Annotated in this window: 20 protein-coding genes, 1 pseudogene and 1 other annotated feature; of the genes and pseudogenes, 10 read left to right on the forward strand and 11 right to left on the reverse strand. The window is 31.7% G+C overall.

The annotated features are described in order from the left end of the window. Nucleotides 1–136: 136 nt before the first annotated feature. Entirely contained in the window at nt 137–979 is an 843-nt protein-coding gene (locus LPC11_RS11965) for a ParB/RepB/Spo0J family partition protein (RefSeq protein WP_023374528.1), read from the reverse strand. A 266-nt stretch (nt 980–1245) separates the two neighbouring features. After that, nucleotides 1246–1623 (forward strand) — a binding site (T-box leader). A gap of 60 nt (nt 1624–1683) precedes the next feature. On the opposite strand from LPC11_RS11965, the gene LPC11_RS11970 reads away from it, so the two are divergent. The 6 genes and pseudogenes from LPC11_RS11970 to LPC11_RS12610 form a co-directional block, all read left to right on the forward strand. Continuing rightward, entirely contained in the window at nt 1684–2787 is a 1104-nt protein-coding gene (locus LPC11_RS11970; RefSeq protein WP_023374527.1) for a PLP-dependent transferase, read from the forward strand. Further along, complete coding sequence (gene metC, locus LPC11_RS11975; protein ID WP_023374526.1) at nt 2784–3959, forward strand: cystathionine beta-lyase MetC; 1176 nt, start codon at nt 2784–2786, stop codon at nt 3957–3959. Before LPC11_RS11970 ends, metC begins: the two co-directional genes overlap by 4 nt. Beyond that, on the forward strand, nt 3913–5751 hold the full coding sequence (locus LPC11_RS11980) for a bifunctional homocysteine S-methyltransferase/methylenetetrahydrofolate reductase (protein ID WP_023374525.1): 1839 nt from the start codon (nt 3913–3915) through the stop codon (nt 5749–5751). Before metC ends, LPC11_RS11980 begins: the two co-directional genes overlap by 47 nt. Then, nucleotides 5748–7994 (forward strand): 5-methyltetrahydropteroyltriglutamate--homocysteine S-methyltransferase, encoded by a 2247-nt coding sequence (gene metE / locus LPC11_RS11985; RefSeq protein ID WP_023374524.1) that lies wholly within the window; start codon nt 5748–5750, stop codon nt 7992–7994. The genes LPC11_RS11980 and metE overlap by 4 nt, the downstream gene beginning before the upstream one ends. A gap of 21 nt (nt 7995–8015) precedes the next feature. Continuing rightward, the gene (locus LPC11_RS11990; protein ID WP_023374523.1) at nt 8016–8759 is read left to right on the forward strand and encodes a cyclase family protein; all 744 of its coding nucleotides are present in this window, start codon (nt 8016–8018) and stop codon (nt 8757–8759) included. 344 nt (nt 8760–9103) lie between these two features. Next, nucleotides 9104–9585: pseudogene (locus tag LPC11_RS12610) on the forward strand (transposase); the annotation flags it as partial. Between the two features lie 216 nt (nt 9586–9801). On the opposite strand, the gene LPC11_RS12010 reads toward LPC11_RS12610, so the two are convergent. Both LPC11_RS12010 and LPC11_RS12015 read right to left on the reverse strand, forming a co-directional pair. Further along, on the reverse strand, nt 9802–10515 hold the full coding sequence (locus LPC11_RS12010) for a dihydrofolate reductase family protein (RefSeq protein WP_231307284.1): 714 nt from the start codon (nt 10513–10515) through the stop codon (nt 9802–9804). 15 nt (nt 10516–10530) lie between these two features. Then, on the reverse strand, nt 10531–11454 hold the full coding sequence (locus LPC11_RS12015) for an alpha/beta hydrolase (protein WP_023374519.1): 924 nt from the start codon (nt 11452–11454) through the stop codon (nt 10531–10533). Nucleotides 11455–11619: 165 nt separating this feature from the next. On the opposite strand from LPC11_RS12015, the gene LPC11_RS12020 reads away from it, so the two are divergent. Beyond that, nucleotides 11620–12165, forward strand: a complete 546-nt coding sequence (locus LPC11_RS12020; RefSeq protein WP_023374518.1) for a TetR family transcriptional regulator — start codon at nt 11620–11622, stop codon at nt 12163–12165. A gap of 646 nt (nt 12166–12811) precedes the next feature. On the opposite strand, the gene LPC11_RS12025 is transcribed toward LPC11_RS12020, so the two are convergent. Further along, the gene (locus tag LPC11_RS12025; RefSeq protein ID WP_002466538.1) at nt 12812–13018 is read right to left on the reverse strand and encodes a DUF6440 family protein; all 207 of its coding nucleotides are present in this window, start codon (nt 13016–13018) and stop codon (nt 12812–12814) included. 838 nt (nt 13019–13856) lie between these two features. Here LPC11_RS12025 and LPC11_RS12030 point away from each other — a divergent pair. Next, on the forward strand, nt 13857–14573 hold the full coding sequence (locus LPC11_RS12030; protein ID WP_231307285.1) for a CHAP domain-containing protein: 717 nt from the start codon (nt 13857–13859) through the stop codon (nt 14571–14573). Between the two features lie 142 nt (nt 14574–14715). Here LPC11_RS12030 and LPC11_RS12035 read toward each other — a convergent pair whose 3' ends face one another. Beyond that, nucleotides 14716–15390, reverse strand: coding sequence for an ArsR/SmtB family transcription factor (locus LPC11_RS12035; protein ID WP_104681488.1), 675 nt, complete (start codon nt 15388–15390; stop codon nt 14716–14718). A gap of 111 nt (nt 15391–15501) precedes the next feature. On the opposite strand from LPC11_RS12035, the gene LPC11_RS12040 reads away from it, so the two are divergent. Continuing rightward, complete coding sequence (locus LPC11_RS12040; RefSeq protein ID WP_023374514.1) at nt 15502–16869, forward strand: MFS transporter; 1368 nt, start codon at nt 15502–15504, stop codon at nt 16867–16869. Between the two features lie 559 nt (nt 16870–17428). Here the strand turns inward: LPC11_RS12040 and LPC11_RS12045 are convergent. From LPC11_RS12045 to LPC11_RS12055, 3 genes are read right to left on the reverse strand one after another with little or no spacing between them, the layout of a single operon-like run. After that, the gene (locus LPC11_RS12045; RefSeq protein ID WP_023374513.1) at nt 17429–18088 is read right to left on the reverse strand and encodes a DarT1-associated NADAR antitoxin family protein; all 660 of its coding nucleotides are present in this window, start codon (nt 18086–18088) and stop codon (nt 17429–17431) included. Next, nucleotides 18078–18782 (reverse strand): DarT ssDNA thymidine ADP-ribosyltransferase family protein, encoded by a 705-nt coding sequence (locus LPC11_RS12050; RefSeq protein ID WP_023374512.1) that lies wholly within the window; start codon nt 18780–18782, stop codon nt 18078–18080. The genes LPC11_RS12045 and LPC11_RS12050 overlap by 11 nt, the downstream gene beginning before the upstream one ends. Nucleotides 18783–18788: 6 nt before the next feature. Further along, the gene (locus LPC11_RS12055) at nt 18789–20348 is read right to left on the reverse strand and encodes a UvrD-helicase domain-containing protein (RefSeq protein WP_231307286.1); all 1560 of its coding nucleotides are present in this window, start codon (nt 20346–20348) and stop codon (nt 18789–18791) included. 107 nt (nt 20349–20455) lie between these two features. Here LPC11_RS12055 and LPC11_RS12060 point away from each other — a divergent pair, with 107 nt between their 5' ends. Continuing rightward, nucleotides 20456–21172, forward strand: coding sequence for a nuclease-related domain-containing protein (locus LPC11_RS12060; protein WP_231307287.1), 717 nt, complete (start codon nt 20456–20458; stop codon nt 21170–21172). A 1248-nt stretch (nt 21173–22420) separates the two neighbouring features. Here LPC11_RS12060 and LPC11_RS12065 read toward each other — a convergent pair. From LPC11_RS12065 to LPC11_RS12075, 3 genes are all read right to left on the reverse strand, one after another. Continuing rightward, nucleotides 22421–23083, reverse strand: a complete 663-nt coding sequence (locus tag LPC11_RS12065) for a putative quinol monooxygenase (RefSeq protein WP_023374509.1) — start codon at nt 23081–23083, stop codon at nt 22421–22423. Between the two features lie 57 nt (nt 23084–23140). Further along, nucleotides 23141–24325 (reverse strand): acetyl-CoA C-acetyltransferase, encoded by a 1185-nt coding sequence (locus LPC11_RS12070; RefSeq protein ID WP_231307288.1) that lies wholly within the window; start codon nt 24323–24325, stop codon nt 23141–23143. A 288-nt stretch (nt 24326–24613) separates the two neighbouring features. Continuing rightward, complete coding sequence (locus LPC11_RS12075; protein ID WP_023374507.1) at nt 24614–25543, reverse strand: CobW family GTP-binding protein; 930 nt, start codon at nt 25541–25543, stop codon at nt 24614–24616.

Raw genomic sequence — 25543 nt, forward strand, 5'->3', positions numbered from 1 at the left:
CTCCTCACTTTTAACTTTTCATAATTAAATCATTATATCTTAAAACTGCTCATATTAAATCAGTCTTCAGTTTTAAAAACTGCTTAATATAGCAAACAACACTTATTTTCAATATATTTCTATATACCTTATACACTTACATATCATAATTTTGATTTAGTTTTTTTATTAATGACTTAAATTCTTCTTCTGATTTGAATTCAAAAGCAATTTTACCAATATTTTTATGTGTTGATATATCAACTTTAGAACCATATTGTTCTTTAAGCTGTCTTTCTTGCTTTTGAATAAATTTGGGTTTATTGAATGTTTGTTCATCAACCGAAGTCTTTGTTGGAGAAGTTTTTTCTAAATAATCATTGATATAGTTCTCTAAATATCTTACACTCCATGATTCTTTTACAGCTTTTTTCGCTATTGATTTCATTTTCTGTGGAGATTTTAAACCTAGTAATGTGCGACCATGTGCACCTGAAAGCTCACCACCACGCACCATTTTAGCAACGTCTGAAGGTAATTTTAATAAACGTAACATATTAGCAATATAAGGACGTGATTTAGAAAGTCTTTCAGCAACTTCTTGTTGTGTTATATTTAAATCTTCCATTAGCTTTTTATAGCTTTCTGCTTCTTCTATAGCATTCAAATCTTCACGTTGTAAATTCTCTATAATGGCTAATTCCATCATATCTTCATCAGACAGTTCTTTGATAATTGCAGGAATTTCGGTTAAACCTGCTTTTTTGGATGCTCTAAAACGTCGCTCTCCTACAACAATATAGTAACCTTGAACAGTTTTTCTTACTACAATCGGTTGCAATATGCCGTGTTGTTTAATTGATTGTGCCAAATCATTTAGTCTATATTCATCAAATGTTTTTCTCGGTTGATAAGGATTAGCTTTAATTAAGTCTAACGAAACGGAATGTACTTGTTCATCTTTGTTTAATTGCAATCTTTGATCTTCTCGATGAGCCATTTTTTCACATCTTTCTCTAAAAATTAATACCGTGATATTAATATAATTTGTATCTCTATTTTATTTTAAAAATTTGCCCCTTTTTTCACAAGTAGAAATCACAAGTTACGACAATTTCTTCAAAAAATATTATTTTATAATAACGCTATGATATCAACGATTCTATAAATCTGAATTGCAAGTTTAATCTAAATTTTCAGAAAAGTTATTGACAAATGATTCTTCTATCTGTAAGCTATGTATTAACAATTACAAAACGAAACATTTTACACACTGTAAAAAGGAAAGTAAAACTTACACTGCTTATACAGAGAATCTTCGTAGCTGAGAGAAGATATTGTAAGAAAGTTTGAAAATGGCCTTGGAGTGTTGATGCCAATATGAGGTGTCAACGGGTTCGCCCGTTATAGCGATACAGTATTAACATTTTGTTAAATGGCGTACTGGAATTAAAGACGCACATTTTATCGTTAATACTCATTTCTTCAATCTCTGAATGAATGAGTTTTTTTATGAACGATATTTTTGTGATTTCTTCATTTTTATCAGTGCCTATTATCAAAATGGTGTACTGATAGAGGTTACTTTAGTAATAAAGTAACAAACAAAGGTGGTACCACGAAATCAAAGCTTTCGTCCTTTACATCCGAAAGAATCGGGTTTAAAGGACGGAAGCTTTTTTTAATTTTAAGGAGGGTCTAGTAATGAAGGATACAGAATTAGCACAAATTTCTTTGACTAAAGATCATACAGGAGCTATTGCCAATCCAATATATTTATCAACTGCATATCAACATCCTCAACTAGGTCAGTCAACAGGTTATGACTATACAAGAACGAAGAATCCAACAAGGACAGCTTTTGAAGAATCATTCGCCAAACTAGAGAAAGGTGTAGCATCATTTGCAACTTCAAGTGGCATGGCCGCAATTCAACTTGTATGTAACCTTTTTAAACCTGGTGATGAAGTACTAGTTGCATTTGATTTATATGGTGGCACATTTAGACTATTTGATTTTTACGAACAGCAATACGGTGTGAAATTTAAGTATGTAGATTTCCTAAACTATGAAGAAGTTGAAAATCAAATTACATCACAAACAAAAGCACTATTCATTGAACCAATTTCTAATCCGCAAATGATTGATATCGATGTGACACCTTATTACGTGCTCAGTAAAAAACATAATTTATTAACAATTATTGATAACACCTTTTTAACACCATATCTTTCAACACCATTAGAAGAAGGTGCCGATATTGTTTTACATTCGGCTACAAAATATATCGGTGGACATAATGATGTGCTAGCAGGTGTTGTTACAGTAAAAGACAACAATTTAGCTGAACAATTGGGACAATTCCACAATATGATAGGCGCTACGCTATCACCATTGGATAGTTATTTACTACAAAGAGGTCTTAAAACTTTGCATTTACGAATCGATCGTTCACAAGAAAACGCTCAAAAGTTAGCAGTTAAATGCCAAGATTTAGATGCAATTGACGAGGTTTTATATAGCGGTAGAACTGGCATGTTAAGTTTACGACTTAACAAAGCATATAGCGTCCCGAAATTTTTGGAAAATTTAGAAACTTGTATATTTGCAGAAAGTTTAGGTGGTACAGAAACGTTTATTACATTTCCTTACACACAGACTCATGTGGATATGCCCGATGAAGAGAAAGATAAACGAGGTATCGATGAGTTTTTAATACGCTTATCAATCGGAATCGAAAACTATTCTGATATTGAAGCAGACATTATTAAAGCATTAACGCATTCAAAAGTAGGAGTGATTTCATGAATTTATCAATAGATACTGAAGTAATTTTCGATGAACGTCGAGGAAAGGATTATATCTCAGCCAATCCACCGTTTTATGATTCATCAACATTTCATCAAGACCAACTTGGCGGTAGTCCACTTTACGATTATGCACGTAGTGGTAATCCAAACAGAGCAATTTTAGAAGAAAAATTAGCGCATCTAGAGAAAGGTAAATATGGTTTTGCATTTGCATCAGGGATTGCAGCCATTTCTGCAGTTTTACTTACATTGAAATCTGGCGATCATGTCATATTACCTGATGATGTTTATGGTGGCACATTCCGATTAACTGAAGATATTTTAAAAAGATTCAACATTGAATTTACTACTGTAGACGCGACTAACGCAGATAATATAAAAAATGCAATTCAATCTAATACGAAACTAATATATGTAGAAACACCTTCTAATCCTTGTTTTAAAGTGACAGATATTCAAGCAGTTGCAAAGATTGCTCAAGCTAACCAATTGTTATTAGCTGTAGATAATACTTTTATGACACCTTTAGGGCAATCACCGTTAGCACTTGGTGCAGATATTGTTATTCACAGTGCCACTAAATTTTTAGGTGGACATAGTGACCTACTAGCAGGTGCAGTTATTACAAATCGTGAAGATGTGGCAGATGCATTATATCTAATTCAAAACGGCACTGGCAACGCCCTATCTACCTATGATAGTTGGGCATTAGCTAAACATCTTAAGACGTTCCCTATTAGATTCAAACAATCTGTAGCGAATGCTGAAAAACTTGTATCATTCTTAAGTCAAAGAGATGAAATCGCAGAAGTGTATTACCCAGGAAATAACAAAACACACCTTAAACAAGCTAAAACAGGTGGTGCTGTCATTGGTTTCAGACTAAAAGATGAAACAAAGGCACAAGCGTTTGTAGATGCGTTAACTATTCCGTTGGTTTCAGTAAGTTTAGGTGGTGTAGAGACAATTTTATCTCATCCGGCAACGATGTCACATGCAGCTATACCAGAAGACATTAGAAATGCACGTGGTATTACCTTTGGATTATTCCGATTAAGTGTGGGATTAGAAAATCCAGACGAACTTATTGCAGACATCAACTATGCTTTAAAGGAGGCATTTAATGAGTCAATTCCTGAACAAATTACAGAACAACGTTTTAGTAGCTGATGGCGCAATTGGAACCATTTTTTATTCAGAAGGCTTAGATACATGCCCAGAAGCTTATAACTTAACCCATCCGGAAAAGGTAGAAGATATTCATCGTTCATACATTGATGCCGGTGCTGATGTTATACAAACAAATACGTACGGTGCCAATTTTGAAAAGTTAAAAGCCTTTGGTCTAGAACATAAAGTCAAAGAAATTCATAAAGCAGCTGTTCAAATTGCGAAAAAAGCTGCCAATGAAGATACTTTTATTTTAGGAACGGTTGGCGGTTTTAGAGGTGTTAAACAAGATGATTTAAGCCTTTCAACTATCCAATATCATACCGAACACCAAATAGATACTTTAGTTGATGAAGGTGTAGATGCTTTATTGTTTGAAACCTATTATGACTTAGAAGAATTAAAAGGTATCGTCATTTCAACTAAAAGGAAACATCACATTCCAATAATCGCTCAGTTAACCGCTTCTAACACAAATTATCTCGTAGACGGAACACCAATTAACGATGCATTAAAACAATTAGTTGAATGTGGAGCAGATATTGTAGGACTTAATTGTCATCATGGTCCACATCATATGCAACGCTCATTTTCACATATCGAGTTACCAGATAAAGCATTTCTATCCTGTTATCCGAATGCAAGTTTGTTAGATATTGAAAATAGCGAATTCAAATATAGTGATAACGCACAATATTTTGGTGATGTGGCGCAAGAGTTAATCAATGAAGGTGTGAGACTAATTGGTGGTTGTTGTGGTACTACACCTGAACATATTCGATACATTAAAACTTCTGTAGAGAATTTGAGACCTGTTACCCATAAAAACGTCATACCAATTAATAAAAAAGTAAATCGCAAAAAAGACATAAATTTCAAACAATCACTGACTTCCAAAGTCAAACAAGGCCCTACTGTCATTGTAGAACTAGATACGCCTAAACATTTAGATACCGATCAGTTCTTCAACAATATTGGCAAGCTTGATGATGCAGATATCGATGCAGTGACATTAGCAGATAATTCCTTAGCAACTGTTCGCGTAAGTAACATTGCTGCAGCAAGTATTATTAAACAACGATTTAATATTGAACCCCTCGTTCATATTACATGTCGTGATAGAAATCTCATAGGTCTACAATCTCACCTATTAGGTCTCTCACTCATTGGTGTTAATGAAATTTTAGCCATTACAGGTGATCCCTCAAAAGTAGGTCATTTACCTGGTGCTACCAATGTTTATGATGTTAATTCTAAAGGATTAACCGAAATCGCACTTCGCTTTAATCAAGGTATCAACACAGACGGTGATGCGCTGAAGAAACATACGAACTTTAACATCGCTGGTGCATTTGACCCTAATGTAAGAAAACTCGATGGTGCAGTTAAACGTCTTGAGAAGAAAGTAGCAAGTGGCATGAGTTATTTCATCACTCAACCTGTGTATAGCAAAGAAAAAATTAAACAAGTGTATGAAGCGACAAAGCACTTAAACACACCTTTCTTCATAGGTATTATGCCCATCGCAAGTTATAACAATGCACTATTTTTACACAATGAAGTACCTGGCATCAAAATGTCTGAAGAGGTACTCAATCAATTCAAAGCAGTAAAAGATGATAAAGAAAAAACTAAAGAACTTAGTCTTAGACTTTCAAAGGAACTCATCGATACGGTGCATGAATACTTTAATGGACTATACATTATTACACCTTTCCAAAAAGTCGATTATTCATTAGAACTTGCAGCGTATTCAAAATCTATTACCACTCATAAGGAGGCAATATTATGACAACAATTAAAACTTCAAACTTAGGATTCCCAAGATTAGGTAGAAAAAGAGAATGGAAAAAGGCTATCGAAAGCTATTGGGCTAAAAAAATTGATAAAAATGAACTAGATCAAACACTTACTGACTTACACAAAGAAAACCTATTACTACAAAAGAATTATAATCTAGACAGCGTTCCTGTAGGTGACTTCTCTTTATACGACCATATCTTAGATACATCACTACTATTCAATATTATTCCTGAACGTTTCCAAGGACGAGAAGTGAATGATGACTTGTTATTTGATATTGCACGTGGTAATAAGCAACACGTCGCAAGTGCATTAATCAAATGGTTTAATACAAATTATCACTATATCGTGCCAGAATGGGATAATGTAGACCCCAAACTAAATCGAAATGTGTTATTAGACCGCTTTAAGTATGCACAATCTATTAATGTCAATGCACACCCAGTCATTGTAGGTCCAATTACCTTTGTTAAATTATCAAAAGGTGGTAGCCAATCTTTCGAAGAAAAAGTAAAAACATTACTACCACTTTATAAAGAAGTATTACAATCACTTGTTGATGCAGGTGCAGAATATATTCAAATTGACGAACCGGTATTAGTTACTGATGAAAGCGAAAGTTATGAAAATATCACTAAAGAAGCTTATGAAGAATTAACTAATACAGGATTAGGTAAACATTTAGTGATTCAAACTTATTTTGAACGTGTAAATCTTAAATTCTTAAGCTCATTACCAGTAGGTGGATTAGGATTAGACTTCGTTCATGATCATGGCTACAACTTAGAGCAAGTTAAAGCTGGTGATTTTGATTCAAGTAAAACATTATACGCAGGTATTATCGATGGACGTAATGTGTGGGCTGCTGATATTGAAGCTAAAAAGTCATTGATTGAAACATTACAACAATATGCTCAAGATATTGTCATTCAACCTTCTTCATCTTTACTACACGTGCCTGTATCATTAGATGATGAAACGTTAGATGAATCTATCGCTGAAGGTTTAAGCTTTGCCACTGAAAAATTAGACGAATTAGATGCTTTACGCCGTCTTTTCAATGATAACGATAGTGCGAAATATGACGAGTTAAAATCTCGCTATGAACGATTCCAAAGTCAATCATTCAAAAACTTAGACTATGATTTCGATAGTGTCCGTACACAACGTCAATCACCATTCTCTGAGCGCAAACAATCACAATATCAAAGATTAAATTTACCGGATTTACCAACGACAACGATTGGCTCATTCCCTCAAACTAGAGAAGTTAGAAAATATCGTGCAGATTGGAAGAACCAACGTATTTCTGATGAAGCTTATAAAGAATTCTTAGAAAACGAAATTGCACGTTGGATTAAAATTCAAGAAGAAATTGGACTTGATGTGCTCGTACATGGTGAATTCGAACGAAATGACATGGTTGAATTCTTTGGAGAAAAACTACAAGGATTCTTAGTTACTAAGTTTGGTTGGGTTCAATCATATGGCTCTCGTGCGGTAAAACCACCAGTTATTTATGGGGATGTTAAATGGACTGAACCATTAACAGTCAAAGAAACTGTCTACGCACAAAGTTTAACTGACAAACCAGTTAAAGGTATGCTCACTGGTCCAGTCACAATTCTTAACTGGTCATTTGAACGCGTTGATATTCCACGTACAACTGTACAAGATCAAATCGCGTTAGCAATTAATGCAGAAGTGTTAGCATTAGAAGAAAATGGTATTAAAGTCATTCAAGTAGATGAACCAGCACTTCGTGAAGGATTACCACTACGTTCTGAGTACCATGAACAATATCTAAAAGATGCTGTTCATTCATTTAAACTAGCAACATCATCAGTCAAAGATGAAACACAAATTCATACGCATATGTGTTATTCTCAATTTGGTCAAATCATTCATGCGATTCATGATTTAGATGCAGATGTTATTTCAATAGAAACATCTCGTAGCCATGGTGACTTGATTAAAGACTTTGAAGATATTAACTATGACTTAGGTATCGGATTAGGGGTATATGATATCCATAGCCCTCGTATCCCTACAGAAGATGAAATTACTACTGCAATTAATCGGTCTTTACAACAAATTGACCGTTCATTATTCTGGGTAAATCCGGACTGTGGATTAAAAACACGTAAAGAAGATGAAGTTAAAGAAGCATTAACTGTATTAGTTAACGCTGTTAGAAAGAAACGCGAAGAAAATAATGCTACAACAGCATAAAATAAATTGAGGATGATGCTTATGTCAAACTATCCTTTATGGGATCAATTAAATCAGTTAAAAGAGTCTAAATGGGTCGACTTAACACACACTTTCGACCCTGATATTCCAAGATTCAGTGATTTTGAAAAAGGTGAAGTTTCTACATTATTCACAGTTCAAGAACATGGTTTTTATGTTCAACGATGGAATATCGTCACACAATATGGTACACATATCGATGCACCTATTCATTTCGTTGAAAATCAGAGATACCTTGAAGAATTAGATTTAAAGGAATTAGTATTACCACTGATTGTTTTAGACTTTTCACAAGAAGTTGCTCAAAACGCTGACTTTATTGTGACACGTGAGCACCTAGAACAATGGGAATCTAATAATGGAACTATCGAACCTGGTACATTTGTAGCTTTACGTACAGATTGGTCAAAACGTTGGCCGGACATTGAATCATTTGAAAACAAAGACGCTAAAGGTCAACAACACCTACCTGGTTGGGGATTAGATGCATTGAAGTTTTTAATTGAAGAACGTCATATCAAATCTATCGGTCATGAAACATTTGATACAGATGCATCGGTAGATATTGCCAAAAATGGTGATATCGTAGGTGAGCGTTATGTCTTAGGTCAAGATACATTCCAAGTCGAACTGTTAACGAACCTAGATCAATTACCTACCCGAGGTGCGGTTATTTATGCGATAAGTCCTAAGCCTAAAGATGCACCTGGTTTCCCAGTTCGAGCATTTGCAATTAAACCATAATTTGTTGAATGGACATATGCATAGTGTTGATATTGAAATAAATATGACATGACTTATTCATCTTAATATAGACAAAAGCATTCTAATATATAAATAACTGCAACGGCAGCAACTTGTTTTGAATTACAAGCTTGCCGTTGCAGTTTTTATTTCTCATTTTCTTTTAAAAATGGTCGTATGTTTTTAACGGTTGGTGAATTTAATTCACTAGACGTTATTTTCATTTAGATACAAAAAAGCACAAATATCTCTATAATTATAAGTGCCTAAACAAATAACTAAGGAGAGACATTGTGCCTATGTTTAATGATATATTAAAAATCATTGGAATTAAAGTAGAAAACTTAAAGTGGTATTGGAAGCTGTTACTTAAGCTACCACACGATTTGAATCGAATGCATTATCATCAATTTAGGCTTTTTAGTACATGGCAAAGTCAGTGTCTTGTCCAATATTTATTAAGTTTAGATGATCAACTTAAAGCAACATATGAAATGGGGCATTTAATTTTAGACGTCTTAAAATCTAATAATATTAAACCATTAACCTATAGTTTATATACTTCAAAAACCATAACCTATCCAAAGGTTTAAAGCGAGTAATTAAAACGTTGATAAAGTATTTACCTTATATTACAAATACAATTCGATATCCACATCTAACAAATGGCCCTATTGAGGGAATAAATAATAAAATTAAGCTTATTAAACGAGTTTCTTATGGTTATAGAAATTTTTATAATTTTAGAAATCGAATATTGATTATTTCTAGGATATTTGTAAGTGAATATAAAAAAAATACTAAGCAACTGAATAGAGTTGCTTAGTACTGAATTACATTACCAACCGACATTGACATAAAACCAATTAGGCTTTTTATATTAGATAGTTTCTTTTAAATCTATTAATTTCTCTTAGTTTCTTGCTACAAGTACAAGATAGTTTTTCCGTTCAGAAAACTTTAGTGCGGTTTCATAGATAATATCTGAACTTGCACCTGTAATCATTGTATATTTTCCATTTTTAGTTTTTTCTCTAATTATTTATTTTGTATAATGAATCCAAACAATGTCGTCTTTAAGTTGCTCTATATGAGATATTTTAAATCCTTGAGGCTTTATCTCAGCCAGGCTATTACTATTATCGAATAGTTGTGGACGTCCATAATGATTGTCTACGGCCGGTACCATTACAATACTTACTTCATCAATTAAACCCTGTTCGAAAAATGACCAGTTAACATTTCCGCCACCTGATAAAATGACAGTTTCCAGTCCGAAATAGTCGTGCAATTTATCTAAAACTACAGACAGGTCTAATTTTCTATCTTCTCCACCAAATATATATGAAACATTTATATTTCTTAAGTGTTCTAAATAAGCATCTGAAACATTTTTTGAAACCACTTCGATGACATGCATTTCTGGTCTATCGCGAAATGTTGTATGATTTGTTGTCCATGCTGCTTTACCAGTAGGATCTAATGAAATTAGGAAATTATCGTATGGCGTCTCAGCGATAAAGTCTTCTTCTCTTGAATATTGTTTAGGATTACTAGGGAGTTGTGGCATCGCTTCTGTAGCAAACGCTTCTTCTATCGTTTTTCGTCCTAAAAGCATTGCGTTAGATGCAAAACTTTCATGTTTTTCTTCATATGCTTTACTTAACGCATCTCCTTCTATAACACTTCCATACGGTCCCGTTATATTACCGTTAATTGATACTGACATATGCACAATTACTTTAGGTCTAGCCAAAACAATCACTCCTTATTATAGTTTTTCTTTATAAAATGGAATTAATCCAGATAGCGCTTCATCTACTGGTTTTGGTTGATCATATAGATCATAGTGAGACGCACCTTCTACAATGTGCAACTTTTTATCTTTAGTATAAGCTTTATCGAATAGTTCATAAGCAAAGCGATATGAACCAAATGTGCCCGGTATATTACCCGCCACAATATATAATGGTTGATCTAACAATTTATCAGCTAAGTGATACGCATCAAACCCTGCAATCTCACCAGTGCTTATAACTCGAAATCTGTTGATAGCATTTGGATGATTACCGCGCTCTGTTTGGTAATAGTCTACAGCTTGTTTAATATCTATATCATTAGCATTAGCTTGTTGGCGTTGCTCCTCAGAATCAGGAATATACTGTGTATAAGCAGGGTCAGCGCCAGTTGCTTCAGCTTCACGTTGTTGTGCAATTGAATGAAGAGTATCTAATGCTGCATTTGGAGATAAATCTCCTTCTCTTGTTAAAGTACCAAAATCGGCTCCAACAACTGATCCCACAGCTTTTATACGCTTATCTGTTAGACTAGCATTAACAGCATAACCACCGCCACCACAGATTCCTAATATACCAATACGCGAATTATCTACCACGTCTAGTGTGTTTAAATAATCAATCGCAAATTTTACATCTTCAACTCTATAATAAGGGTTTTCTAAATATCCTGGACTTTCTGCTAGTTCACCTTGATGACCTGCATCAAAAGCGAAAGTTACAAATCCTTCCTCAGTTAAACGCTCAGCGTAAATACTTGCCGTTTGTTCTTTTACACTACTAATAGGGTGCATAACAACAATCGTTGGAAGTGACTCATTGCCTACATTATCTGGTGTTCTCAAAATACCTGTCGTATATATATTTCTTGTTTTAAACTTTAGATTTTGTTCTTTCATTATAAATAACCCCTTTCCCTTTTAAAACTCTCTAGATACTTAATACTCTTGTGTGTATAATGGTATAATAACAAATACCAATAATAATACAATTCATAGATAGTCATATATGTGAAATAATACTCATTTTTAAAAAGATGGGTTATAAGAAAGGTGAGTTAGACAATGGACTTACGTGTCGTAAAAACGAAGAAATTAATTCATGAAAGCTTTCTTAAGTTGTTTAATACCCAGGGTTTTGAAAAAACAACAATTAAGGATATTACTGAACACGCTCAAATAGGACGTAAAACTTTTTATTTACATTATTTAGATAAATATGATTTGTTAGACTCGATTGTAAATAAAAAGTTCGAAGACCTCGCAATAATTTGCGAATATAAAAAGGATCTAGGCTTAAAAGAAGGAACAAAAATTTGGTTTGACTATTTTGAAGATAATAAATCATTTTTTAATCAATTATTTAATATCCAAAATGCTAACAAATATAAAAATCAATTACAAAATTTTATTGTAACTGAACTTGATCAAAAAATTGATAAAGAGTACATATTGAGAAGAAATCTAGATTACACTCTATTCCTTCAATTCTTAGCGAGTGGCATTATTGAATTGATAAGTATTTACTTAACTGAAAAAAATTGCCAAAAAGAAAACATAGAAGAACAAGTTGTATATTTGATAAAAATGTTTTCTAGTAAGTTAAGTTAATATGCTTTAAGTGATAAAGGAAGGGAGTGGGACAGAAATAATATTTTCTTATAATTTATTTCGTTGTCCCACCCCGGCATGGTTGACTAGAAAGGAAAAAGCTTGGTACATTAGACCGTCTTTGTAATTCATTACTTAGACGGTTTTATGCATGAACTTTTAAGTTCATGTATACCTCTTAAACTTAATCTGAACACATGAGTTAATACTCATGTGTAAGTCATTCTAATTTCTTTAAGAAAAAGAATGACTTTACAGTCAACGACTGCCTAAATATAAATGTAACTTGAAAAATATATTAATGTCCCAGCCTGTCGCTTTTTATGTTTAAGTAAATATGTCATTTCACTTGATATATGAGAATGGTTTTACCTAGTAAATGAGAAAACAATGCATTTATTTAGCTATACTATTTTTTAATATTATTCCCAATATTTAGGGTCATCTCTTATTCATCTTAATATAGACGAAAACACTCTAATATATAAATAACTGCAACGGCAGCAACTTGTTTTGAATTACAAGCTTGCCGTTGCAGTTTTTATTTCTCATTTTCTTTAAAAAATTTACTTATACTAAGTAGAATAAAAATGGTTACAAGACTGCTGATAACCATGAGTACCAAAGTAATACCTCCTATAAAAAATTAATCATTTTTCAACGAAGTAGTATCCACTTTGGTTATATTTCCATTTTCATCTAATAATGGTGTAATACCACCACCTGTACTCACCCAAGTAGCAAGATATTGGATGCCTGTTTCTTTATCAGTTAATACATAACAACGCATAGTAGAATCTTTTGAGACCTTTTCTACATCAAAGCGATCATCTGCTTTCTTGTTATTAAACATATGCAAAGCCCTCCTCAATCATTCTCTAATTATATATTTCACTTAACTATTATCTGAAACATCTTATTACTCAATCATCATTTTCAAATTATTTTATTGTGAATATTAATAATGATAGAGTAGTAAATTTATTGTATAGGGGTGGAGGATATGAGTTCTAAAAATATCAATGACAAAAAGACAAATAGTACAAAAATATCTCATTACTTAAAATTGGTTAGTATAGCACTAATCATAATTGGCGTGCTCATTTTTATTCTTCGTATTATATTAGATAGTATTTATGGAGGAGTCCACTTAAAATCAGTAGATAATATTTTTATCATTATTGGTCTATTACTCTCCGTGGTGGCATATACCATTGAGAAAAATTGGAAAGAAGTTACTTTCACTAGCATTTTTTTCATCATCTTCATACTACTCACATTCTTTTAAATTAAACGGCACTCTTTGATGAGTGCTTTTTTTTACTTTTCAAATCAGAATATCGGCTCATTATAGTGGTTTTATAATAAATCGTCCTCCTACATTTATTACAATCATTTGTAACGTTCAAGCTAATTCAATAATTACAAAACATAAAATTAACATAGCAAACATCACTACTTCACGTTTTATTACACTAAGTAATATTGTCAACTCTATTATTACGGTGTTGTTCAGGTGAATTGAATTTCAATTACGAAATCGTAACATTGACCAAAATTATCAATTGTTCTGTTAGAGTGTAGCTTATCGTTGTTCGCAACGAAATTTTTAAATAAAAAACGGTAATGTATGCTGCCTTTCGCTACTTCAATCTATGGTAGACATACAACTTTTGGGAGGACGTTTTATTATGAAAAAAATCGCTACAATTTCAACTCTAACTGCTGGTATTGGTATGTCATTATTTGGGATAAATGACAATCATGCAGATGCTGCAGAATATAATCATCATCAAGCACCTCAACAACAAGGGCAATTTCACCAACAAAGCCCCAGAGGATTTAATGGACAATTTAGCCATCAAGACAACCAAAATTATAATCAAATGAATGGGCAATGGCATCCACAGTTTAATCATCAATCTAGTGGTTATAAACAGCCACAATTTAAACAACAATCATTCAAACAAAATAACAATACAACTACAAGCAATAGTTCAAGTAGTTCAAATTCTTCAAGTTCATCATCAAGTCATTCATCTACTACGCAATCCACGTCTAAAAAAACGACATCATCTACATCTGGTAACTTATACACTGCTGGGCAATGTACATGGTACGTTTACGATAGAGTCGGAGGCAAAATCAGCACTACTTGGGGCAATGCAAACAATTGGGCAAGTGCAGCACAAGCAGATGGCTATACTGTAAATCACACACCTGAAAAAGGCGCTATTTTACAATCATCAGCGGGTAGTTATGGCCATGTTGCTTATGTAGAAAGCGTCAGTAGTGATGGTTCAGTAACCGTTTCAGAAATGAACTATTCGGGAGGACCATTTGTAACAGACACTCGTACCATTTCAGCAAGCCAAGCTAAACCTTATAACTATATTCATTTATCATAATTGAGAGATTAAATATATGGAAACAGCACCTATTAAAAAATTGTTAAAAAGAAGAAATAATTAACATTAATTAATACACAAAATGCCCTTACTTTACGAAATAGTAAGGGCATTTTTATAGGGATATAATTAGTAACTCTTATTAAGTAATCATATTTAATTGTGTTTTAAAAGATTCTTCCCCTTTTCTCGTTACTTTAAGACATCTATTTACTTCCGTTACTTGTAACCAAGACAATTCAATTAACATTTTAGTTATTTTCAAAGAAATAGGACCTGCTATATGATATTTTCTTTCAGTCCAATCTAAATGTTTTGGAATAGGCTTAGTATATAAATTCCTTTCTGTTTCAAGACCTAATTGTCCTAACCATATCTTTCCGTTTTCAGTTAATTTATAATAACCTTCACACTCCTCAAGATAATCATTACGTAGCAATGAATCAGTAAATTCAACTCCTACTTTACCAGCAATATGACCATAACAAGTACGACAATAAGATAACTTTTCTTTTTTTGTCGTTTCTTTTAACGACTTGCTATTCATAGGTGGAGATATCACAGCTAAAGCATTGATAGCATCCACGACTTTATCATTATCAATTTTATAATACCGATGTCGTCCCCACGTATTTACTGAAATTAAATTAGCTTCTACTAATTTTGAAAGATGTTCACTGGCTGTTTGAGGTTTTACACCCGCTAATTTAGCTAATTCTCCAGCCGGAAGTGCTTTACCACTTGATAATTCAATCAGCATAGTTAAACGTGTCTTATGTCCAATAAGGAGAATATTATCAGCAAAATTTTCATACATATAATACACCCTTTCTATTAGTACAACTCAATCATACCCATATAATATTTCGGTGTTCAACGAAATATTATATGGGTATGATTAAATTAGTTAAATAAGGAGGTATGACAGATGTATTCTTCTAAGTATTTCGATCATTTAGTTGTTTTCACAGCAGGAATAGGAATGTTTTTATCTACTCTTGATAGTGGAATTATCAATGTCGCATTACCGACTTTATCAAAATCTTTTAATGTTACTCCTTCTTTTATTACTTGGAGCGTTACACTGTACACTTTATTGTTAACAGGTACAATTATAATATTTGGTAGATTAAGTGATAAATACAGTCGCTTAAATATATATAGTTTGGGATTAACTGTTTTTTTAATCGCTTCTATTCTCTGCGGATTTTCAAATAGTATTATGCAATTAATCGTGTTTCGTGGTTTACAAGGTATAGGCGCTGCTATGCTACAAGGAACTGCTACAGCGATTATTACTACAACTATTCCTGAAGATAGACAAGGGCCAGCATTAGGGACTCTAAGTATTCTATTAGGTATAGGTCCTGTTTTAGGACCAAGTATCGGAGGTCTTTTAATATCTATAGGTAATTGGCGATGGATATTTTGGATCAATATCCCCTTTATCTTTATAGGATTAATAGGATCTTTGCTCTTAAAAAAATATATTCAAGGGCAAAAAAGTACATCTATTCATTTAGATATACGAGGGAACTTTTTACTATTTCTATCTATATTTTGTTTATTAATAAGTTTAACGTCTTGGTCTTCCCACTCTATTTTTTATGTATCAGTATATGGGAATTTTTTATTATTTATGATTGTTTTTTGTTTATTTATTGTATGGGAGCTAAAAACGAATCATCCTATTATCAATTTACGTTTATTTAAAAACTTATCATTTTCAGCTCCTATATTTGCAATATTTGTTTTTGGAGGTACAACATCTTTAGGATTTATCATTCCTCCCTATGTTTTAGAAAAAGTTAATCATCTTTCATCTTGGCAAATAGGCTTAGTGAATTTGACATCTCCTTTAGGATTAGTAATTATTTCAAAAGTAACTGGTAAATTAATTTCTCGTATTGGCAATATTATCTTAATGACTATAGGGTTACTTATTATGATTGTTTCATATACCAACTTAGGATTATTACAATATATGTTAAACCCTATAACAATAAGTCTATTGCTATTACTATATGGTATAGGTGGAGGGTTTTTCTTACCATCTAATACATCAGCAATCATGAAAACTGTGTCACAAGACATTCAAGGTACTGTTGGAGCTACGCAAAGAATGGTTCAAAATATAGGTATTGCTTTTTATACAGCAGTTACTTCGCTATTTATTAGTAATTCTTCAAATTCAGACAAACTCATAAGTGGAGCAAGTCATGCTTGGTTATTTGCATCATTATCACTTTTTTTAGCACTAATCCCCTTTTTATTGAGAATATTAAAAAATAAATGAAGTATATTAATTATACATTTGAAAATTACGTGTCTCATTTAAATATAATATAAATGTTATTGTAAAAATAAAAGGAAAAAATTAGATGAATATATCGTGGATATTTTGATGAATTGTAATCTTATTCTGGCTATTATCAATACTAAATTTAGTTGTATATTCTATATTTAATGAATTAATTAGTGAAACATTAAAACAAACTATAGTATTGATATGGTTATTGATTGATCAGTTTGCCATACCAGTTTCGATACAACTAATTTGGTTAATTATTAACTTTTTAATTCAGTAAAATAAGTAGTATTATTCATAAGGTTCGTCTATCTCTCAGAAGACAATTTAAGTGTAATCAGACTGGGACATAAATATATATCTAAGTATTAAAATATGTATTAGCAGTAGTTGACTGAATTAAAAATGCGCTTTTTACAAGCTTTTTTAATTCTAGTCAACCTTGCCGGGGTGGGACAACGATATAAATTTTATTTCTGTCCCACTCCCATCTTCTAATTCACTATCCTGAAAAATCTCCATAACTTTTTATTCATTAAACTAAATGTTATACATCTGCATACACTATTTCTTTAAAGTTCTCTACGCTATTCAATGCCTTTTCAAGTAAATCTCTTCGAACTAAGGATACGTATATAGAGCAAGCTTCAGCTTGGCAATTATATGAACGTTTCGGATTAAATTCTATATCAGTAAACGCGTCAAATTTTAATACTTCTTTAGCAAGTTGCTCATTTCGATTTAATACATTAATGTATAGCCAATTGTAAAAGAGTGTCCTAGGTTCTAAAGGAAAATCTTGATTAAAACATGAATATCTAATCATCTCATCATTTTCATTTATCTCTCTCAATTTACGTTTGATTTCACGAATATCAACATTATCTTTAAGCAAATGGGATTGATCGCCATTTTTTTTATATACTTTGCTTGTCTGAAATAGTTCTTCTACTGAAAATGTATTTCCTTTCTTTGTTTCAATAGTTAAATTAAATGCACTTGCTTTCACACCAACATCAACTTTTGATTTTGTAGATACTTCTAATATTTTATAGTTAGAAAATCGCTCTAAAAAAGTTTGATGTAAAGATATCATATTTTTTTGTTTTTGTTCTTTCGAAAATCCTGAATGCCACGTAAATTCAACTTTAATTTTTTTATTCTTTTTAGTTTCTTGATCAACAATATATACATATCTATAAGCCATAATCTTCTTTATTTAAAATCCTTTCCTTAGGCGTTTCGCCATTATTTAATAAATCTAGCATACGTTTTTTATCAAATAGGTCTTGAGATACTTTAATAGTTAATTCATTTAAGTCGATATTGCATAATTCTAATCTCAAACATTCTTTTTGGGCTATATTTTTGGTTGGAAAAATCAGTCCTTTGATATCAGATTTATCTATCATTTTGTATATTAACACTTCAGCTTGTATATTAGTTGGTGTATTATCCGGATAAAATATATTACGTTTGATTTCTTTTTTGCCTGACACCACTGAATCAAATAGCCCCTCAAAAGAATTAACACCTGAATTTATTAAACTACCATTTTTTGTAGCAGCATTAACAGGACAAAACTTACTATTATCATTAATTATGCTCGGATCTATTTCGAGAATTACCCATTCATTAAATATATTTTCTTCGTTTTTAGAAATTGCTGTTGAAAAATATAGACAATTCGGATATTGAACGGATGTACATATAAAATCCTCATGATTATCAAATCTATTCTGGTCTATTTTTTCAAGAAAAGATAAATCAGTTATATATTGATTAGCAACTATTCCATTATTGCTATCTTCTCCGTTCCCTAAAATAAACGGCAAATTTTTAGTTTTAGTAAAGTGACAAAGTCTAGTAATATGACGGTTAGATATAATACTTTGATACATATTCAATTAGTTACTCCCCTCAAAAATATATTGTTTAAATGTTTCCGATGGTAATAACGGAGTCAGTTCACCAGTTGTAGTTATAAACAATTCGTTTCTAGCTCTAGTGACACCTACATATAACTGAGCTAACTCTATTTCCAAAATATCTGCGTCTATATCTTCTAAACCGATATCATCATCAATATCTAACTCTTCATTATAAGATCTCGCTTGACTTAAAAAATTCTCTCTATTCATAAACGGCATTAATACAACATCAAACTCTAGTCCTTTAACTTGCTTATAAGTGCCAAAATACACTTCATTTTTCTGTTTATCATTTGATATTTCATTAAAATTGTTTACTTTAATTTGACGACTCTCTAAATATGTTTTTGTATTATTGAATTTTGATGTTGGAACAATAATACCAACACTAACTGATTCATAATGCTTATTTAAATAATCTTTAATATATCTAACTATTGCAGCTAGTTCAGCATTTTCATCTTTATATTTATAAATTTTAGGCACTCGGCCCTTTCTTGCACCTTTAATCGTTTTAGAATACAGTTCATTTGTTTTATCAAAATACTCAGAGTTTACTATTATTTCAGCTAAATCACTAATTTCTTTAGTATTTCTATAATTAAATTCTAATTCAAAATTTTTATATTTATTTAATTCTATTCCTAGAGACTTAAATGAAATTCTTTTTCCAAATACTCCTTGTTTAATATCGCCTAATAGCGTTAACGTGCCTTTTTCCTTCAACAATTTATTCATGGTCATTAACATACCAGAGGAAAAATCTTGAAATTCATCAATAACAATATGGTTTAACTTTAGAACATTTTCGATGAATTGATTATCTGGGCAGTTATCAAGTAGATTTCTTATAATGGTACCTATATCATCAAAGTCACAAAAAGCTAAATATTCATCTGATTCTCTTTTTTCTATATATAGTTTATAAACCTCATAAAAATAATGCCTTTTAGCCCTTTCTATTCTAGTTCCTTGTCTACCAATTCTATCTGCTTCATAGTACTCTTCTTCATCTTTAATAGCCATCCGTTGTATCCAAGATATTTCATCAAAAAAAACAGTAACCGGTCTTTGTAAAGTTACTTCTTCTGGGTACTTTTCCCTAGTTTCTTCAAGTGCCTTTTCAACAACTTCTGTTTTTAATTTCGAAGAATTATAAAGTCGTACTTTTGTAGTACCATTATCATCTTTAATATACTTAGATAAACCCTCAAGACTGCTACCAAAGTGATTCCATAATTTTTTAAGAACCTTTCTCATAAATTGATGGTATGTATAAACTAATAAATTATTTGGAACTTCTTCATTTCTACTAACAGCAATTTGTTTTAACTTATTTTGCATATCTACGTTTACAGCTTTATTAAACGTTAATAGTAATGTATTTTCATTTGGATGAACTTTCGCAAGCCAATAAACTCTATATAACGCTAATAAAGATTTACCGCTTCCTGCACTACCTTTGATAAAAAGACTTTGATTATCAGACATATATAGAACTTGAGTTTGAAGTCCTATTAAGTTAGGTAAGGTCATAAACTACATCCCCCTTGTTTCAAATTAATAATTATATAATAAAATGATATAATACATTATGAGTATAACATTTATTTAATTACTATGAATTATTAAGGTGGGATAACATGGAAAATTCATCTAATATAAATTTAATTAATAAATTAAGATCAGAAAATGAAAATCTAAAGAAAGAAAATAATCAATTAAAGAAGAGAATAAATGCCCCTACTAATAGAGGTGAACAAATAACCTCTCAACAGTTAAAAGAGATAATGACCACATTAAAAAAAGATTCAATTATTTCTATGTATAGTTTATATGATGATTTAGTTATTTATGATTTAAAATGTAACAAAAATCGTCAAATAGATCATTTGGCTATTACTAATAAAGGTATGTTTATGGTAGAAAGTAAATATTGGAAAGGCGATATTTATTATAACTTTAGCGGAGATGACTTGAAGAAATTTAATATGTCAGGACTGGAAAAGTATATATACGATGCTGAAAATAAGTCCTATAAAACATTTATTTTAGATAGCGATAATGATGTTCTTCATTTTAATACATATGGTCATCCTTATATCCAGGCAATGACTAGCGCATCATTTCTTCAAAAAACACTTAATTTACCATTCATTAATCCAATAGTTTATTTCAACTATCAATGTGATTATAATGTATATATTGGTAATGAAGATAAATATGTTGGATGTGTCTACAATAAAGAAATGTTACTAGATTTTATAAAAAGTAAAATAACTTCTCCAAAAAACAAGAAAAATATGAATGAAACAATCTTTAATAAATACTGCAATATCATCGAAAATCATATAAAATAATTATTTTGGATTTTAAGAAAACACTTAATTTGAATGACCGATTTTTATGTCCTTTCAAATTAAGTGTAATATCTTATCTTCTAAGAACTCAACCGATGTCTTCCAATTGAGTTGTTTACGAGTATTCGACTTATAAACTTAAAAATCTAGTTCTAAATATTTTTCTGAATGTTCAGAAAAATATTTGCATCTGTCTCTTGTAATAGATACTCGTTTACCATTGGGTAATTTACAAGTAAATCTACAGTTTTCTGCTTAACAAAGCCAGGTTTCTTTTAGGCCATGCCACAAAGTAAAAAACATTTTTCCGATTTACTAATCTAATGAGACAAAATTTACCAATTCTTCCAATGACAGAAATAGCTTCTCAATCACCCGAGCTGTATCTCTTTCATAATTACTTGAGGTCGTTCGCGTATTGAATATCTTTTTCTAATTCCCCACTATTTCTAGATGATTTTTAATATGCCTAACCTTGTCTCTATGTCTTAGCAATCTGATACACCTACGATTACCATGACTTACTTAAACGGGTTAATCATCTTAAATGAATAGCGTGATAAATCATATTATAACTAATAGATAAGTGAAAACTATATCATTAAGAAATAATATTCTTTCATACTCTTCTATAGTTATATGTTTATATGAGTTCATAATCATCATCTCCAGTAAGATTTTGTTTTCGCAAAGCTTATTTACTAAATTAGTGATTTTAGGACTCATTTTTTGTAATGGTACTTAAATTGTAAATTCATTCCATAAAAAAACCTATGTATACTGAACAGGTATACATAGGCTAAAAAAACAAGATTTTTTACCAAACAAACTATGGTGAGTATAACATTAAAATTATAAAATGTATATACAAATTCATTTTATTCTTAAAATAATTTCAATTTTGAATTTAGTGTTCTAAAATTGAAATTTTGCAAACAATATTGTAAAAGTATAACTTACTGAACAATGATTGTCCAATTTCTGACTTGATATTCATTTTTTATGAGTACTAATTTCAATATATGTATCTATATATTTTTATTTAAACTTGATTTTAAACATTATGTTCATATCATTACTTTCATATTTTATTATTTACTTCTACCTTCCAAAAGATGTATGATTTCAAAAAAACAACGTACAATTTGAAATTGTACGTTGTGATGCATATAAAAAATAATACTTTAATGATTTGCTATGATGCAATTCTAAAAACAATATTCATAATTAGTAACCTCAATCTATTGTTTATTCTTTTTTACTAGAATACATAGCATGAACTTCTATTCTCATTGGCATATCCGCTAACAATTCGATGACTTTGTCATGTCCTTCGTCTATAACTGGATTATCAAAATGACGTTTAAATGAAGCATCATCTTTATAAAATTCAAATGCCCATAATACATCTGGGTCATCAACGGCTCTACACAATACCCAATCTATTGGGCCGTCTGGATCTCCATTGTAGTGCATCTTATTTGTTAAATTAAATAACTCTTCACCTTTTCCTTCTTTGGCTGTCATCTTTAAAACTGTTCCAGGTTGTTGAGAATCAATCAATAAATCTGAATTTTTTTCGCTTTGCTTACCTGAATATTCTGGATATACTACAACTCTTGTTGGCACATCATCTAATAGCTCAATAACTTTATCATGACCTTCATCTATAACTGGATTATCGAAATGACGTTTGAATGAGGCATCGTCTCTATAAAATTCGAATGCCCACAAAATATTGGGGTTATGATCATCTTTACACAATATCCAATCTATTGGGCCATCTGGATCTCCGTTGTAGTGCATCTTATTTGTTAGATTAAATAACTCTTCACCTTTTCCTTCTTTGGCTGTCATCTTTAAAACTGTTCCAGGTTGTTGAGAATCGATTAATTTATTTATTTGTGTCATCTTATATCCTTCACTATTCGTTTTATTAATTGACAATATCTAGGTCTCTTTTTCCCCTTACTCTTGATAACGTGTCACCGCTGTCGCAATACCTTGTCCGCCACCAATACATAATGATGCAATACCTGATTGCTTTTCTTCGTTTAATTGATGTAAAAGTGTCACTAATATACGTGCACCTGAGGCACCTATAGGATGACCTAAAGCAATGGCACCACCTTTAGTATTAACCTTTTCAGCAGGTAATTGTAATTCTTGATTTACTGCTAAAGCCTGTGATGCAAATGCTTCATTAAGTTCGAAAACATCGATATCTTCAATAGATTGGTTTGTACGTTGTAGTGCTTTTTTCACTGCGTCAACTGGACCAATTCCCATAATAGAAGGATCCACACCGCTAGTACCAAAGCCGTCTAAAATAGCGGTAGGTTTAATATTTAATTCTTTTGCCTTTTCTTCAGTCATTACTAACATCATTGATGCACCGTCATTAATACCTGACGCATTACCAGCTGTTACTGATCCGTCCTTTTTAAAGGCAGGTCTCAAGTGACTCAATTTATCAGCTGTTGTACCTTTTCTAATGCCTTCGTCTTCTGATACGACAATAGGCTCGCCTTTACGTTGTGGTACCTCGACTGGAACGATTTCCGCATCAAAAGCACCACTATTTTGAGCGGCTTCTGCTTTTTGTTGTGATTGTGCAGCAAATTCATCTTGCGCTTCACGGCTAATACTATATTTTTCAACTAAGTTTTCAGCCGTAATGCCCATATGATAATCATTAAATACGTCTGTTAATCCATCTGCTACCATACTATCAACTAACGCTTGGTTACCCATTTTAAACCCGAATCGTGCATTTTTCATAAGCATCGGTGATTGGGACATACTTTCCATACCGCCTGCTAATACGACATCATTGTCCCCTGCTAAAATGGATTGATATGCTAATTGAATAGATTTTAACCCTGAACCACAAACTTTATTTACTGTAAACGCTGGAACGGATTCAGGTAAACCGCCCTTAATTGCTGCTATGCGAGCTGGATTTTGTCCTTGACCTGCTTGTAAAACGTTACCTAATATCACTTCATTAATTTCATTTGGATCAATTTGAGTTGTCTTTAAAATGTGTTTAATTAAAGTGGCACCTAAATCATAGGCAGGAATATCTTTAAAAGCACCTCCAAACACGCCAATTGGTGTACGATATGCTTCAGCTAATACGATACGAGACATAAGTTAGCTCATCTCCTTTTAATTTATATAAAGATATATTATGTCAGTTTCATTAATGAATAACGCAACTTTTCTCATCACAAACATGCTTATATGATCAATACATGATAATAAATGGTGATGAAAAATAGTTATTAACACGCTTGTTCACTCATTATTCATATTTTACCAAAATTCTATTCAAATTTACCACAAAGACCATAACGAGAAACAGTCATAACTAAAAAACCATATAGCACATGGTGATAATAGCTCAGTTATCTTCATGTCTATATGGGGATTTATACTTTAATGACCTACTTCAACGTTGTTACTATTACATAATTGACGATAATCGTTATATTGTATGTTTTTTCCAATTAACACGAGATAGTTGGGGACTTCTTTCTCAAATGCTACTGGTGTTAATTCAAACTGACCTTGCATATATTGAACTAAATAAGTATGCGGTTGGTCTATAAATTGAATAAATCCTTTCATACGATAAATATTTGACGGTAAGGCGTCTAAATAATCTATAAACTGTAGTTGGTTACATTTGACTGGTGTCTCGATGTATTGATGATGAATACCTTGATGTAGCGATTGATGATCTATTTTAGTCTTTGTCATCTGTAGATTGTTATCGGTAGTTTTTGTATATTTAGGCAAAGTGATTCGACCGTACATACCTACTTGAATATCCGCTTCTGGATTGATGATTTCTAATTCCTTTAATAATTGGCTGGTAACATCCACATGCGTTAAATCTATTTTATTCACAAACAAGTGAGAACAGTGACTCAATTGTTCATAAAACAAACCTTGGATATCTTTTGGATAAGATTTTAACGATTGATACATATGTACATCTACAATACCAACCATGTATTTAATCCTAGTAAATGGTGCTAAGATGGGTGTTAAACATGCATCTACAACTGCCAATGGTTCTGCTATCCCACTGCATTCAATAAAGACAATATCAGGTTGATAATCTAAATAGAGTTGATGCAATTGATCCGAAACATCTGCTTTCATTGCACAACAAATACAGCCCTCAGTAAGCTCATTTAAAGGGATCTCTTGATCAATTAATTGACCATCCACACTTCGCTTACCAAACTCATTCATAATCACTGCTGGTTGTAGCCCTTGTGTCACCGCTTCGGACATGAGATGGTTCAATAATGTAGTTTTACCACCACCTAAAAATCCTCCTATGATTACAATATCCAT

Source organism: Staphylococcus sp. HL28, assembly GCF_021117155.1.
In the GTDB taxonomy this organism is placed as follows: Bacteria; Bacillota; Bacilli; order Staphylococcales; family Staphylococcaceae; genus Staphylococcus; species Staphylococcus warneri.

Excerpts from the sequence above, each read along its gene's own strand:
- LPC11_RS12075 (WP_023374507.1), bottom strand. The coding sequence starts at position 25,543 with ATGGATATTGTAATCATAGGAGGATTTTTAGGTGGTGGTAAAACTACA.
- LPC11_RS12015 (WP_023374519.1), bottom strand. The coding sequence starts at position 11,454 with ATGAAAGAACAAAATCTAAAGTTTAAAACAAGAAATATATATACGACA.
- LPC11_RS12045 (WP_023374513.1), bottom strand. The coding sequence starts at position 18,088 with ATGGCTTATAGATATGTATATATTGTTGATCAAGAAACTAAAAAGAAT.
- LPC11_RS12030 (WP_231307285.1), top strand. The coding sequence starts at position 13,857 with ATGAAAAAAATCGCTACAATTTCAACTCTAACTGCTGGTATTGGTATG.
- metE (WP_023374524.1), top strand. The coding sequence starts at position 5,748 with ATGACAACAATTAAAACTTCAAACTTAGGATTCCCAAGATTAGGTAGA.
- LPC11_RS12065 (WP_023374509.1), bottom strand. The coding sequence starts at position 23,083 with ATGACACAAATAAATAAATTAATCGATTCTCAACAACCTGGAACAGTT.
- LPC11_RS12035 (WP_104681488.1), bottom strand. The coding sequence starts at position 15,390 with ATGTATGAAAATTTTGCTGATAATATTCTCCTTATTGGACATAAGACA.
- LPC11_RS12020 (WP_023374518.1), top strand. The coding sequence starts at position 11,620 with ATGGACTTACGTGTCGTAAAAACGAAGAAATTAATTCATGAAAGCTTT.
- metC (WP_023374526.1), top strand. The coding sequence starts at position 2,784 with ATGAATTTATCAATAGATACTGAAGTAATTTTCGATGAACGTCGAGGA.
- LPC11_RS11980 (WP_023374525.1), top strand. The coding sequence starts at position 3,913 with ATGAGTCAATTCCTGAACAAATTACAGAACAACGTTTTAGTAGCTGAT.
- LPC11_RS12050 (WP_023374512.1), bottom strand. The coding sequence starts at position 18,782 with ATGTATCAAAGTATTATATCTAACCGTCATATTACTAGACTTTGTCAC.
- LPC11_RS12060 (WP_231307287.1), top strand. The coding sequence starts at position 20,456 with ATGGAAAATTCATCTAATATAAATTTAATTAATAAATTAAGATCAGAA.
- LPC11_RS12025 (WP_002466538.1), bottom strand. The coding sequence starts at position 13,018 with ATGTTTAATAACAAGAAAGCAGATGATCGCTTTGATGTAGAAAAGGTC.
- LPC11_RS11990 (WP_023374523.1), top strand. The coding sequence starts at position 8,016 with ATGTCAAACTATCCTTTATGGGATCAATTAAATCAGTTAAAAGAGTCT.
- LPC11_RS12040 (WP_023374514.1), top strand. The coding sequence starts at position 15,502 with ATGTATTCTTCTAAGTATTTCGATCATTTAGTTGTTTTCACAGCAGGA.
- LPC11_RS12070 (WP_231307288.1), bottom strand. The coding sequence starts at position 24,325 with ATGTCTCGTATCGTATTAGCTGAAGCATATCGTACACCAATTGGCGTG.
- LPC11_RS12055 (WP_231307286.1), bottom strand. The coding sequence starts at position 20,348 with ATGACCTTACCTAACTTAATAGGACTTCAAACTCAAGTTCTATATATG.
- LPC11_RS11965 (WP_023374528.1), bottom strand. The coding sequence starts at position 979 with ATGGCTCATCGAGAAGATCAAAGATTGCAATTAAACAAAGATGAACAA.
- LPC11_RS11970 (WP_023374527.1), top strand. The coding sequence starts at position 1,684 with ATGAAGGATACAGAATTAGCACAAATTTCTTTGACTAAAGATCATACA.